This is a genomic window from Neptuniibacter sp. 1_MG-2023 (genome assembly GCF_030547185.1).
Classification (GTDB): Bacteria; Pseudomonadota; Gammaproteobacteria; order Pseudomonadales; family Balneatricaceae; genus Neptuniibacter.
Genome location: NZ_JAUOQR010000002.1, coordinates 96,491 through 108,425 on the forward strand (window position 1 = coordinate 96,491; position 11,935 = coordinate 108,425).

Sequence of the window (11,935 nt, forward strand, 5' to 3'; positions counted from 1 at the left end):
GTTTGATTAAGAGCAGGCCGCTAAATCAGCGGCCTTTTTACTGGATGCTTTGTTCTTAGGTGTCTTTGATAACCTTGTTCATAAACTCTTCAGGCACTGCCGCAACTTTGCGGGTTTCATAATTAAAAAAGACGACTCCTGTCTTTGCGTGAGCTAACTCTACGGCTGTCTTTTTATTTGATATTAAGTAGTAGATATCGCAGCCATATGCATTTAGATCAGCAAGAGCTATATCAATCTGCAAATGGTCGCCATGAAAGCCTTCTGCTTTATAGACAATTGCCGAATCAGTCATGATCAGGCCAAGACCTTCAATATCAAGTTCTCCATAATGGTAGTGATTTAGAAAACGAATTCTCGCTTCATGGATAATTGATAACATTGCGTCATTGCTAAGGTGGCCGCCATAATTTATATCACTGATACGAATAGGCAGTTCAGTAGAAAAGATATAATTCTCAGGCATATCTAGTTTGATTCTTGCCATTGTTCTTACCCTATGTAATTAGCGATGGCATCGACCATGCCGGTTGTTAGTTGGTTTAGATCGTCATCCTGCATAATATAAGGCGGCATCACATAAACCAATTTTCCAAATGGACGAATCCATAGCCCACGTTCTATAAATAGTTTTTGAATTTTAACGGTGTTTACCGCTTCTTTCATCTCAATAACACCTATAGCCCCTAAACATCTCACTTCGGCAACACCTTTCAAGGTACTTGCTTCGCTTAAACCTAGTTTTAGGGACTGTTCTATACGTGCCACATCCTGTTTCCAGTCGTTACGTTGTAAGAGCTCTAAGCTTTTGTTAGCCACGGCGCAGGCTAGAGGGTTACCCATAAATGTTGGGCCATGCATAAAGCAGCCGGCGCCACCTGCTGAAATCGTCTCGCCTATATGTTGAGTAGTGAGTGTGGCTGCTAAGGTCATGTAGCCACCGGTTAACGCTTTGCCTACACAAAGAATGTCAGGCTGTATTTCTGCATGTTCACAAGCAAATAGTTTACCGCTACGGCCAAAGCCAGTGGCTATTTCGTCAGCAATCAGTAAAACATTATATTTATTACAGAGTTCCCGTGCTTCTTTAAGGTAGTGAGGAGAATAGAAACGCATTCCCCCTGCGCCTTGCACTATAGGCTCCAAAATTAGGGCCGCAATATTTTGATGCTGTTCATCTAATATTTTGTGCAGAGGAGCAATATCACGACTGTCCCACTCATCGTGAAATTTTGTTTGAGGGGCCGGTGCGAAAAAGTGCTGAGGAAGCTGTCCAGTGAAAATTTCATGCATACCTGTAACAGGGTCGCAAACGGACATGGCGCCGAATGTATCCCCGTGATAACCCTGCTTAATAGTAACTAGCTTGCTTTTTTCTGGGAGTCCTTGGGCATGGAAGTATTGGATGGCCATTTTTATAGCGACTTCAACGGCAACAGAGCCTGAATCGGCTAGAAATACTTTATCTAAGTTAGCAGGGGTCATAGATACTAACTTTTCACAAAGCTCTATTGCTGGTTCATGGGTTAGTCCGCCAAACATAACATGAGACATTTTATCGATTTGTTCATGTGCCGCTTGATTGAGTTCAGGGTGCCCGTAACCATGTATTGCTGACCACCAAGAGGCCATACCATCAATTAGCTCGCGCCCGTCAGCTAGTTTTATTCTTACGCCAGACGTTGATTCTACTGGATATATAGGTGGAGGATTGATCATCGATGAATAGGGGTGCCATATATGTTGTTGGTCGAAAGTGATCTGTTCAGGGCTAATCATCGTAAAGGTCCTAGAGAACGGAAAATAATAAATAGTGTATAGATAAGCTATTGTTTAATGATGGGTTCTGTTCCTAGTAAATTCAGTAAACTAAAGTGTAAGGAACTAAACGCAGTAATAGTGTTCTATTTAAACACGTACTTACTACGATAATAAATTTTTGAATTTATTTATATTATTTGAAACTTTATTAGTTATGTTAAGTCATAAAGTGCAAGAGCTAATGAGCTTGTGAATGAATAAGTCTGAATCAGTTTTTTTAAAATTATTATATTAAATTATCATCAATTGGGGTGAATGAAAAATGACGAATAATACTTCTGTAAAACCTATGGTAGCGGCTGTCGGCGCAGTTTTTCTTACAGGCATGGCAACTGTATCTGTTGCAACTGCTGCTGAGAATCCTTTTGCTGCAAAAGAGTTATCTTCAGGTTATAGCCAGCAAGTTGCTATGAATGAAGGCAAATGTGGCGAAGGTAAATGTGGCGGCGATAAAGCTAAAAAAGCTGAAGGCAAATGCGGCGAAGGTAAATGCGGCGGCGATAAAGCTAAAAAAGCTGAAGGCAAATGTGGCGAAGGTAAATGCGGCGGCGATAAAGCTAAAAAAGCTGAAGGTAAATGCGGCGAAGGTAAATGTGGCGGCGATAAAGCTGAAAAAGCTGAAGGTAAATGTGGCGAAGGTAAATGCGGTGGTTCTAAGTAATCACGGTTAAGCTTTTATTGTAGCTTCTGGAGGCCCTGCAATGCGGGGCCTTTTGATTTAAGTTTTGAGGTGAGTCTATGGGCAGAGTAAATTATCCAGTACAAGGAGCGGGCTTTGGTTTTCGACGTTGTATGTCGGAAACATTAAAAGAGGTTGAACCTAGTGCGTTTGATTTTCTTGAAATTGCTCCAGAAAATTGGATGGGGTTAGGTGGACGATTTGGTAAAGCGTTTCGTCAATACACTGAGCAACATGCTTTTATGGCTCATGGTTTATCTTTATCTATCGGCGGTCCAACGCCTTTGGATATGGACTTCTTATCTAATTTAAAACAGTTTTTAAAAGATCATAATATTCGTGGTTATTCTGAGCATTTAAGTTACTGCTCTGATGATGGTCACCTATACGATCTAATGCCTATACCTTTCACTGAAGAGGCGGTTAAATATGTCGCTGGGCGAATACGCCAAGTGCAGGATGTTCTAGAGCAGAAAATCGCTATGGAGAATGTCTCATATTATGCTGCACCTGGATCAGAGATGACGGAGCAAGCGTTTCTTTTAGCTGTATTAGAAGAGGCAGATTGTGATCTGTTATTGGATGTGAATAACATCTATGTGAACAGTATTAATCACGGTTACGATGCAGTTGATTTTCTCAAGGCGATGCCATCTGAGCGGATTATGTATGTACATATCGCAGGGCATTATACCGAAGCAGAAGATCTCCTCGTTGATACTCATGGCGCACCAGTAATTGACCCTGTCTGGTCGTTGTTGCAATTGGCTTATGAACAGTTTGGTGTACTGCCTACACTCTTGGAAAGGGATTTTAATATTCCTGAACTACCTGAGTTGCTACAGGAAGTTGAACAAGTTCGTTTCTATCAACACCAGTGGAAAATGAGCCATGCACAAATCCTCGCCTGATCTACCTAGTTTTCAGAAACTGCAGTATCAATTTTCTGCGCATATTAGAAATCCAAAAGATAACCTAGCGCCTCAAGATATTGAAGATCGCAGAATGGCGATCTACAGAGATCTTTTTTTTAATAATGTTGAAGGTTTCCTTTCGGGCAACTTCCCCGTTTTAAAGTTGATTAGCTCTGAGCAATATTGGCTAAATTTAGCGCGTGACTTTTTTGATAAGCACCGCTGTCATACGCCTTATTTTTTGGAGATTGGGCAGGAGTTTATCGAGTATGTGGCGAATGAACGCGAGCAGAGTCTAGATGATCCAGTTTTTCTCCAAGAGTTGATCCATTATGAATGGGTTGAGTTAGCTTTAGATGCTTCAACAGTAGAGTTGCCGTTGGCTGATGTAAATGCAAATGGGGATTTATTGCTGCAACATCCGGTGCAATCACCTTTAGCTTGGCTGCTTTCATATCAGTTCCCTGTGCACTGTATTCGCATCGACTTTCAACCCGAAACACCGTCTGATACATCCACCTTTCTTATTGCTTACCGTAATCGTGAAGATGAAGTGAACTTTATGGAGGTGAACTCAGTTACCGCTAGGTTGCTTTACTTGCTGTCTGAAGATGACCTTTTATCGGGTCAAGATGCATTAATGCAGATAGCTAAAGAGATGCAGCACCCTAATCCTGAAGCGGTAGTCGAAGGTGGGTTGGAAACCATGGAACATTTACGTGCCAAAGGAATCATATTAGGTACAACTATCAAATGTAATGGTGCCGTAGATTAAGGCTCTTCGGCATTATACGTATAATAAAGGATGTAATTATGACCAATGCTGTCATTAATGTAGCGAACCGTTTGCAAGACCTATTAAATAGTACCAAATGTGCTGATGGCCTAGCGCCTCTCTTATTACGTTTGTACCTAGCGCCAGTTTTTATGCAGGCAGGCTGGAATAAACTCTCTCATTTTGAAGATACCGCTGCATGGTTTGGTAATCCAGATTGGGGTCTTGGATTACCTATGCCTGAGGTGATGGCTGCTTTAGCTGCTGGCACAGAACTTTTTGGCGGCGCTTTGTTAATTGTTGGTTTAGCCGTACGTTGGATCAGTATTCCATTAATGGTGACAATGCTGGTGGCTGCCTTTGCGGTGCATTGGGATAATGGGTGGTTGGCTATTGCTGATGGCGGAAGCTGGCTTGCTAATGAGCGGGTTATGGAAGCTCAAGAACGCTTAGCTGCGGCAAAAGGTATATTACAAGAGAGTGGTAATTATGAATGGTTAACCGGACGGGGTTCTGTTGTTATTTTAAATAATGGAATTGAGTTTTCTATAACTTATCTGATTATGTTACTTAGTTTGTTTTTTACCGGCGCTGGACGATTTTTTAGTGTCGATTATTGGCTTGCTAGATGTTTTAGAGACGATATCAAAAGCTAAATAATTATTTAATAAAAAAGGCCGTATACGGCCTTTTTTATTATCATAAGCTGATGAGGTTAACGTTGTTGAGATTGAGATAACAAACCGATAAAAGCATCAGCATACCAGTGAGATGCACTGATGAGATCATTCACTGATTCTGATTCGAAAACCCGCTCAAGATAGTATTCATACAGTGCGCTGGATTCTTCGAAAAAATTTTCTACATGGCCAATATCGTAATTCATAGTCACCTCAATTGTTAATTAGCTTAGCTCCTTAAATCATTCCGTGGTAAGAAGGTATGGGGTAAAGCGATCCTCTATTTTACTTTTCTCTTATACTTTAGTCAAAATTGATCTAGATCAATGTTTGTTAAAGGCTTTTTTCTAGTAAGTGCTTTTTTTGTTCTTCACTAAGGGAGTCTATAGGCTGGTCGGTAAGTGATTCCAACATTTCATTCAATAATGGCGCGCATTGATCGCCTGAGTTGAGCGCATTGTCGATGAGCTCCCCAATTGTCATTTCAGGCTCGTGACCAAGTGCTTGTTGGTCATCCATGCACTGTAGATAATTTTTGATGTAAGCACTGCTTATCTCACCTTTCTCATCAACGATACTCGGAAGCTGGAAGAGCCATTCCTGAAGTTGCTCCGTGAGTTCTTTTCCTTCCTCATTCGCTGTCGCATACTGGCATGTGATAAGTAGTAAACCTGTTATAAATAGCTGATATAGGTATTTCATCGTTACTCCTTTAAAGCATAAGTATATCTTAGTATGGGGGAGCTGAAGCCGGTCTGAATATTAGGCTTGCCGTGTGACTTCAATTAGATCAACGTAGATATGCTCATCCGTGATTCTGAAACGGATATTAAGGTCATGTAGTTTTACACCATAGGATTTGTCAGGGTCATTTTTTTTATAGGCAGGGCGGGGATCACAGCGGAGTAACTCTGTTATTTGGTTCTTGATAGGCTGAGCTAGACGCCTTTCCTCTGTTGCGAGAGTAGAGAGTGCGCTTTCGGAGAAGAAAATGGTCTGTTGTAAAAGTTTTATATTCTCGGCAAACGGAAAACTTGCTTCAGGTAAGCTATCCGAATAGGGGAGGTAAGGTTTTATATCAAGAATAGGTGTTCCATCGAGGAGATCGGCTCCACTAATGAAAAGTGTGGTACAACCCTCTGTAATTTCAATATTAATTAATTTTACCGGAGATAATCCGATTGGATTAGGTCGAAAAGGAGAGCGGCTAGAAAAAACGCCTATACGTTTATTGCCGCCTAATCTAGGTGGGCGAACGGTGGGTTTCCAGCCTTTCTCTAGGCATTCGCTAAAAACGAATAAAAGCCAAATATGGCTACAGTTTTCTAGTCCTCTAACTATTTCTTGAGTACTAAATTCCGGAAGAAGAGTAATGCTTGATGTTACTGTTTCTGCAAGTCCGGGTTGCCTTGGGATCCCAAACTTCTCTTTATAAGGACTATTTACAACGGCAATGGGTTGGAATATATAAGTATCTTGCATCGATGGTTATGTCTTTTATGGGTTAATAACTGAGTCACGGGATTGCATAGGCGTTAAGCTACTCCAAAATCTGGCGGCTTTTTCTACCTGTTCTGACAATCTGTGAATATGACTTAAAGCGTCTAGAAGTAAGATACTCTCTTGAGGGTCTAATTTTCCTGCGATATTACTTTCTAGAATATGGGATTTAATGATTTGATATTTTTTTTCCAAGTTCTGGATAAGCTCACGGCTTTCTGTACCGGATATACATGAGTTATCTTTGATTTCGCAGTTCTCGATTAATTCAATAGTGCTCTGCTGATAATCATGTATGAGTTCACGAATAGAGCGATCGGATAGCTGTTCGAGAACTTCGTAATACCTTGGGATTAGGACTGATAAACGAGCGATTTCGCTATAATAGCGCGTGATGCGCATAGCTGAAGGGAGAATTTCACTGATCTCTTTAGTTAAATTGCTCTGTGCTATTTTTTGGTTATATTCGCCGATTTTATCATTAAGTTGTTGGGCGCTGTTCATCAGTGCAGCCAGCTTAGATGTTTCTGATGTTTCGGCACTAATAGCGGCTTTTGCCATTTTTGCTGTTAGTACGCTTACACGGCTTAATTCATTTTTCATGGCCTCCACGGCTAAGGCTGGGGAGGATAGAATCGTTTTATCAAGGAATCTAGGTTGACCAAAGCTTTCCTCTTGTGAGCAAAAGCGTTTATTGAGAAAACGTTCTAAATGGTCGGTCATTGGCCATAAAGCAGCAACGCCTATGAGGTTAAATAGGGTATGAAAGCCTGCTAACAGGATTACTAGGTTAAGGTTTTTTAAATCATTATTAATAATGCCGGCCAAGAGTACTAATAAGATAACACCAATAAACCCCGTTATAAGATTAAAAATAACATGTGCGGCGGCAATTCTTTTTGCATTAGACGTCGCGCCAATCACTGATAACATCGCAGTTGAAGTTGTACCTAAGTTTGCGCCAATAACGAGGGCGCCGGCTGAGGCTATAGGAATAGATCCCGCGGCGGTTAAAGAGAGGGTTATCGCCATGGCGGCGGAAGATGATTGCATAAGCAAAGTTAAAAAGAAGCCTGCTAATACACACATTATTAGGCCCGTTGCTGAATTGCTCATCTGATCAAGAGGCAGATAACTATCTAAGCCATCAAAAGCATTTTTAAGATAATCTAGGCCAATAAAGAACAGACCGAAACCTGCTATAGCCATACCGAAATGACTGCTTTTACGGTCGCCACCTGTTAATTTTAAAAACATGCCTATAGCGACCATGGGAAGAGCAAACGCGCTGATCTTTACTTTGAAACCGATCAGAGCGACCAGCCAACCTGTCATAGTTGTGCCAATATTACAGCCATAGATTAGAGTGATGGATTGCCTTAACTTTAGAAGTCCTGCATTTACAAAACCAATTGTGGCTACTGTAACGGCACTTGATGACTGCACTATAGCGGTGATAAGAATGCCGGAAGCTAACCCCCTAAGAGGGGACTCGGTTGCTGCTTGTAGGGCTTTTTTCAGACCTTGGCCGGCGGCTTGCTGCATTCCAGTAGTCATTAAATGCATACCGAGAAGGAACAAGCCAATTCCTCCAGCTAAATCACCTAACAGTCCGAGCATCATAAGTAGCAACACCTCAAGTGAATAAGCTTAATTGTTGTTCTAAAGAAGAAAATAATCAATGGAGCATGGCCGTTGTTTATTGATCTGCTGAGTTATTTAGGTGTTCGTGCTATCACGAGCACATCAATGCGCTCTGTGCCGGCTTTTATTAATGTTTGTGCTGCGGCTTCTAATGTAGCACCAGTGGTCATTACATCATCGATCAACATTACATGTTTATAATGGTTATCTTTAGCTTGAAAAACATTACGTTGGTTTTTTAATCGTTCACTTCTTTTTAGCTCCATCTGCCGGCGGGTTGATTTTTTCTTCTTTAATAAGTGAGTATCAACTTTAATCTTTAGTTTTTTTCCCAATTCAAATGCTAAAAGCTCGGCCTGGTTAAAGCCCCGTTTATAAAGGCTGACTTTATGCATAGGGATAGGAATCAGAGCTTCGACACTGCTAGGTAGTGAGCAATGCTCTAATAAGAGTTGTGCTAAATGGCCTATATACTGTGTTTTGCTGGTATATTTTATTTTTCCTATGAAGTGGTCGATGGGAAATTGATAAAGGAAAAGAGCATTTACTTGAGTAAATGATGGTTTTTTCTTAAGGCATTGGCCACAGATTGCATTTTCTGGGGCGTTGGTGAGAGGAAGGGCGCAGATACTACATTGAGCGTTGAGCCAAGGAAGATCTTTTTTGCATGATCTGCAGATTCCGGATCGACTATTACAGGGCTTTAAACATAGAATGCATAGATTAAATAATGATCTATAGTTGACTTTAGTTAATTTCATAGGTTGACAGTTCCTTCTGTCAGGATAGAATTACGCTATTAAGCAGGCAATAGCCTGTCGAGCGTTGAAGCATCTTGCTTCATGATCGTTATTTTCCGGGGGATACTTCTAAGATGCAACAGTTAGGTGCAATTCGTCATAATTGGACAGAGGCAGAGGTAAAATCACTGTTTGAGCTGCCTTTTAATGATTTGATGTTTAAAGCGCATACCGTACATCGGGAGAACTTTGATCCGAATGAAGTGCAGGTGAGCACGCTTCTTTCAATAAAAACAGGCGCTTGTCCTGAAGACTGTAAATATTGTCCTCAGAGCGGTCATTACAATACCGGGCTTGAGAAAGAGCGCTTGATGCAAGTTGAACAAGTGATTGAAAAAGCGAAAAAAGCGAAAGAGACAGGCTCGACACGTTTCTGTATGGGAGCGGCCTGGAAGCACCCTGCAGATAAAGATATGCCTTATGTGATTGAGATGGTTAAAAAGGTTAAAGAACTTGGTTTGGAAACCTGTATGACTTTAGGCATGTTGGACGAAGGTAAAGCAGAGCAGCTTGCTGATGCGGGTTTGGATTACTACAACCACAACCTTGACACCTCTCCAGAATTTTACGACAAGATTATTACCACACGTACCTACCAAGATCGCTTAGATACACTGCAAAATGTGCGTGATTCAGGCATGAAGATTTGTAGTGGTGGTATTCTAGGTATGGGTGAAACCGCAAGAGATCGTTATGGTCTGTTGATGCAGCTGGCTAATATGCCGGTACAGCCAGAAAGTGTGCCTATTAATATGCTGGTAAAGGTCGCTGGTACGCCCTTAGAGAACGTAGATGATCTTGATCACCTTGATTTCATCCGCACCATCGCTGTTGCTCGTATTATGATGCCAGCGTCTCATGTGCGATTGTCTGCAGGGCGTGAACAGATGAGTGATGAAACTCAAGCGATGACCTTCTTCGCTGGGGCTAATTCCATCTTCTATGGTGAGTGTTTGTTGACGACGCCAAACCCTGAAACCCATCGCGATCTTCAGCTATTCCGTAAATTGGGTATTAACCCTGAACAGCGTATTTCTGATGCGGATGATACACAGGAAGCTGTTATTCTGAATGATCTGCAGAAGCAGAGTGATAGTCAGCACTTCTACGAAGCCTAAACCCTTATAGAGATTAAATTAAGAGCAGAGCCTTCTGCTCTTAATTCACTTTTCAGATCTATTCCTACTAGAGATCGACTATGTCTTTCGATGATTTATCTGCTGAGCTTGAGTTAAGAAAGCAACAATCCCTTTATCGCAGCCGCCGTACACTACAAACAGCTCAGCAACCTGTAGTGCAAGTGGATGGGCGTGAGTTTTTGGCTTTCTGCTCTAATGATTATCTAGGGTTAGCGAATCATCCTGAAGTGATCAAAAGTTTTCAGCAGGCGGCTAATAAGTACGGCGTAGGTGGTGGTGCCTCCCATCTAGTGAATGGTCATAGCCAAGCGCATCATGATCTGGAAGAAGCGTTGGCTGAATTTACAGGTCGCCCAAAAGTGTTGCTGTTTTCAACGGGTTATATGGCCAATATTGGTGCGGTCAATGCGTTGCTTGATAAACGTGATGCTGTTTTGCAGGATAGATTAAATCACGCCTCTTTACTGGATGCTGGCTTATTAAGTGGAGCCCGCTTTCAGCGTTATCTACACAATGATGCGAATAGCCTCGATAGTAAATTAGCTAAAACTGAGGCGCGGCGTAAATTAGTAGTAACGGATGGTGTCTTTAGCATGGATGGCGATGTTGCTGATCTGCCAGCTATCTCCTCTGTTTGTAAAAAACACCAAGCTTGGTTGATGGTGGATGATGCCCATGGTTTTGGCTGTTTAGGTCAGCAGGGCGGTGGCTGTGCTGAATACTTTTCGATGGCTGAAGATAGTTTGCAGGTATTAGTGGGGACTTTAGGTAAAGGGTTTGGTACCGCAGGTGCTTTTGTTGCTGGCTCTGAAGAACTGATTGAAACCCTTGTGCAGCATGCTCGAACTTATATTTATACAACCAGTATGCCGCCCGCAGTGGCTGCCGCTACGCTGACCAGTTTGCGATTACTTAAGCAGGAGACTTGGCGCCGGGAAAAACTAACAGCGTTGATCAAACAGTTTAGAGCGGGCTGCTCAGAACTAGGGTTAACACTGATTGATTCTCCAACACCGATTCAACCAATCATGATAGGTGAGTCGGCTAAGGCGATGCAGATAAGCAAAGCCTTAGAAGAAGATGGGATCTTTATTGGTGCTATTCGTCCGCCAACAGTGCCTCAAGGTAGTGCTCGTTTACGCGTAACGCTAAGTGCTGCACATACGGAAGAACAGGTAAATCGCTTACTACATGCCTTAGAGAAGGTAAGCTAATGAGCCTTTATGTCGAGCGTTATGAAAATAACGGTAAACCTGAGTTGGTCTTGTTGCATGGCTGGGGTATGGATAGCCAAGTCTGGGGTGCTTTTGCGGAGCTGCTTTCTAGCTCTTTCTCCCTAACGTTAATTGATCTGCCAGGGTTGGGGCGTTCAACCGCTTTTCCTGAGCCTTATACAGCTGATGCCGTTGTTGAGCTATTGCGTGAACATGCGCCAAAGGCTGCTGCGTGGTTAGGTTGGTCTATGGGTGGGCAATTGGCTATTGAATTTGCCGCTAGGTATCCCGAGCGAGTTACGTGCTTAATTACGGTAGCTTCATCCCCTTGTTTTGTGCAGCGTAGTGATTGGTCTTGCGCAATGGATGAAGAAACTCATGGTCAGTTTGAACAAGCGCTAGAGGTCAATGTAAGTAAAACGCTTCAGCGCTTTATTATGTTGCAAACTAAGGGGGCTGAGGCGGGGCGCGATACCTTGAAAAGCTTAAAGCTTATTCTTAAAAATCTAGACCATGCAGGAGCAAGAGAAAGTCTTCAGCTATTAAGGGATGATGTGCGAGATCAACTGTCGAACCTATCTATGCCGATCATGCAGTTATTTGGTGAAAAAGATCTTCTGGTTCCATCCGAAGCTGCGCAGGCGTGTGAGCGGTTATCAAAGGGCCTAGTTAAAGTATATGAAGGTGCAGGTCATCTGCCTTTTTATTCGCATCAAGCTGAAGTCGCTGCCGATGTTACTCAATTTGTGCAGGAGTCGATAGCTTAGTG

At 42.2% G+C, this 11,935-nt stretch carries 14 protein-coding genes; 7 read left to right on the top strand and 7 right to left on the bottom strand.

What is annotated here, in order from left to right; translation table 11 throughout:
• Positions 1 to 55 precede the first annotated feature (55 nt).
• Both Q4492_RS03180 and bioA read right to left on the bottom strand, forming a co-directional pair.
• A complete protein-coding gene (locus Q4492_RS03180) occupies positions 56 to 487 on the bottom strand; it encodes a thioesterase family protein (RefSeq protein ID WP_067865349.1) in 432 nt (143 codons plus the stop codon).
• 5 nt (positions 488 to 492) lie between these two features.
• The gene (gene bioA / locus Q4492_RS03185; protein WP_303415814.1) at positions 493 to 1,779 is read right to left on the bottom strand and encodes an adenosylmethionine--8-amino-7-oxononanoate transaminase; all 1,287 of its coding nucleotides are present in this window, start codon (positions 1,777 to 1,779) and stop codon (positions 493 to 495) included.
• A gap of 304 nt (positions 1,780 to 2,083) precedes the next feature.
• On the opposite strand from bioA, the gene Q4492_RS03190 reads away from it, so the two are divergent.
• The 4 genes from Q4492_RS03190 (at position 2,084) to Q4492_RS03205 (ending at position 4,845) form a co-directional block, all read left to right on the top strand.
• Positions 2,084 to 2,482, top strand: coding sequence for a hypothetical protein (locus tag Q4492_RS03190; protein ID WP_303415815.1), 399 nt, complete (start codon positions 2,084 to 2,086; stop codon positions 2,480 to 2,482).
• 77 nt (positions 2,483 to 2,559) lie between these two features.
• The gene (locus tag Q4492_RS03195) at positions 2,560 to 3,411 is read left to right on the top strand and encodes a DUF692 domain-containing protein (RefSeq protein ID WP_303415817.1); all 852 of its coding nucleotides are present in this window, start codon (positions 2,560 to 2,562) and stop codon (positions 3,409 to 3,411) included.
• Complete coding sequence (locus tag Q4492_RS03200; RefSeq protein WP_303415818.1) at positions 3,392 to 4,189, top strand: DUF2063 domain-containing protein; 798 nt, start codon at positions 3,392 to 3,394, stop codon at positions 4,187 to 4,189. The genes Q4492_RS03195 and Q4492_RS03200 overlap by 20 nt, the downstream gene beginning before the upstream one ends.
• 38 nt (positions 4,190 to 4,227) lie before the next feature.
• Positions 4,228 to 4,845, top strand: a complete 618-nt coding sequence (locus Q4492_RS03205) for a DoxX family protein (protein ID WP_303415819.1) — start codon at positions 4,228 to 4,230, stop codon at positions 4,843 to 4,845.
• A gap of 59 nt (positions 4,846 to 4,904) precedes the next feature.
• Here the strand turns inward: Q4492_RS03205 and Q4492_RS03210 are convergent, their stop codons facing one another.
• The 5 genes from Q4492_RS03210 to Q4492_RS03230 form a co-directional block, all read right to left on the bottom strand.
• Positions 4,905 to 5,075 carry a hypothetical protein gene (locus tag Q4492_RS03210; protein WP_303415820.1) on the bottom strand — a complete coding sequence of 57 codons (171 nt, stop codon included), beginning with the start codon at positions 5,073 to 5,075 and terminating at the stop codon, positions 4,905 to 4,907.
• A 127-nt stretch (positions 5,076 to 5,202) separates the two neighbouring features.
• Positions 5,203 to 5,571: a hypothetical protein gene (locus Q4492_RS03215; protein ID WP_303415821.1), complete on the bottom strand. Its 369-nt coding sequence runs from the start codon at positions 5,569 to 5,571 to the stop codon at positions 5,203 to 5,205.
• 60 nt (positions 5,572 to 5,631) lie between these two features.
• Positions 5,632 to 6,351, bottom strand: a complete 720-nt coding sequence (gene tsaA / locus Q4492_RS03220) for a tRNA (N6-threonylcarbamoyladenosine(37)-N6)-methyltransferase TrmO (RefSeq protein WP_303415822.1) — start codon at positions 6,349 to 6,351, stop codon at positions 5,632 to 5,634.
• 15 nt (positions 6,352 to 6,366) lie between these two features.
• Positions 6,367 to 7,992, bottom strand: a complete 1,626-nt coding sequence (locus Q4492_RS03225) for a Na/Pi cotransporter family protein (protein WP_303415823.1) — start codon at positions 7,990 to 7,992, stop codon at positions 6,367 to 6,369.
• A gap of 92 nt (positions 7,993 to 8,084) precedes the next feature.
• Positions 8,085 to 8,774 (bottom strand): ComF family protein, encoded by a 690-nt coding sequence (locus tag Q4492_RS03230; RefSeq protein WP_303415824.1) that lies wholly within the window; start codon positions 8,772 to 8,774, stop codon positions 8,085 to 8,087.
• 113 nt (positions 8,775 to 8,887) lie between these two features.
• Between Q4492_RS03230 and bioB the strand changes: the two genes are divergently transcribed.
• The 3 genes from bioB (at position 8,888) to Q4492_RS03245 (ending at position 11,933) form a co-directional block, all read left to right on the top strand.
• Entirely contained in the window at positions 8,888 to 9,931 is a 1,044-nt protein-coding gene (bioB, locus tag Q4492_RS03235; protein WP_303415825.1) for a biotin synthase BioB, read from the top strand.
• Positions 9,932 to 10,011: 80 nt separating this feature from the next.
• Positions 10,012 to 11,166: an 8-amino-7-oxononanoate synthase gene (gene bioF, locus Q4492_RS03240; protein WP_067867684.1), complete on the top strand. Its 1,155-nt coding sequence runs from the start codon at positions 10,012 to 10,014 to the stop codon at positions 11,164 to 11,166.
• The gene (locus Q4492_RS03245) at positions 11,166 to 11,933 is read left to right on the top strand and encodes an alpha/beta fold hydrolase (RefSeq protein ID WP_303415826.1); all 768 of its coding nucleotides are present in this window, start codon (positions 11,166 to 11,168) and stop codon (positions 11,931 to 11,933) included. Before bioF ends, Q4492_RS03245 begins: the two co-directional genes overlap by 1 nt.
• Positions 11,934 to 11,935: the final 2 nt, after the last annotated feature.

Coding starts and splice junctions, on each gene's coding strand:
- Q4492_RS03180 (WP_067865349.1), bottom strand. CDS start 487: ATGGCAAGAATCAAACTAGATATGCCTGAGAATTATATCTTTTCTACT.
- bioA (WP_303415814.1), bottom strand. CDS start 1,779: ATGATTAGCCCTGAACAGATCACTTTCGACCAACAACATATATGGCAC.
- Q4492_RS03190 (WP_303415815.1), top strand. CDS start 2,084: ATGACGAATAATACTTCTGTAAAACCTATGGTAGCGGCTGTCGGCGCA.
- Q4492_RS03195 (WP_303415817.1), top strand. CDS start 2,560: ATGGGCAGAGTAAATTATCCAGTACAAGGAGCGGGCTTTGGTTTTCGA.
- Q4492_RS03200 (WP_303415818.1), top strand. CDS start 3,392: ATGCACAAATCCTCGCCTGATCTACCTAGTTTTCAGAAACTGCAGTAT.
- Q4492_RS03205 (WP_303415819.1), top strand. CDS start 4,228: ATGACCAATGCTGTCATTAATGTAGCGAACCGTTTGCAAGACCTATTA.
- Q4492_RS03210 (WP_303415820.1), bottom strand. CDS start 5,075: ATGAATTACGATATTGGCCATGTAGAAAATTTTTTCGAAGAATCCAGC.
- Q4492_RS03215 (WP_303415821.1), bottom strand. CDS start 5,571: ATGAAATACCTATATCAGCTATTTATAACAGGTTTACTACTTATCACA.
- tsaA (WP_303415822.1), bottom strand. CDS start 6,351: ATGCAAGATACTTATATATTCCAACCCATTGCCGTTGTAAATAGTCCT.
- Q4492_RS03225 (WP_303415823.1), bottom strand. CDS start 7,992: ATGATGCTCGGACTGTTAGGTGATTTAGCTGGAGGAATTGGCTTGTTC.
- Q4492_RS03230 (WP_303415824.1), bottom strand. CDS start 8,774: ATGAAATTAACTAAAGTCAACTATAGATCATTATTTAATCTATGCATT.
- bioB (WP_303415825.1), top strand. CDS start 8,888: ATGCAACAGTTAGGTGCAATTCGTCATAATTGGACAGAGGCAGAGGTA.
- bioF (WP_067867684.1), top strand. CDS start 10,012: ATGTCTTTCGATGATTTATCTGCTGAGCTTGAGTTAAGAAAGCAACAA.
- Q4492_RS03245 (WP_303415826.1), top strand. CDS start 11,166: ATGAGCCTTTATGTCGAGCGTTATGAAAATAACGGTAAACCTGAGTTG.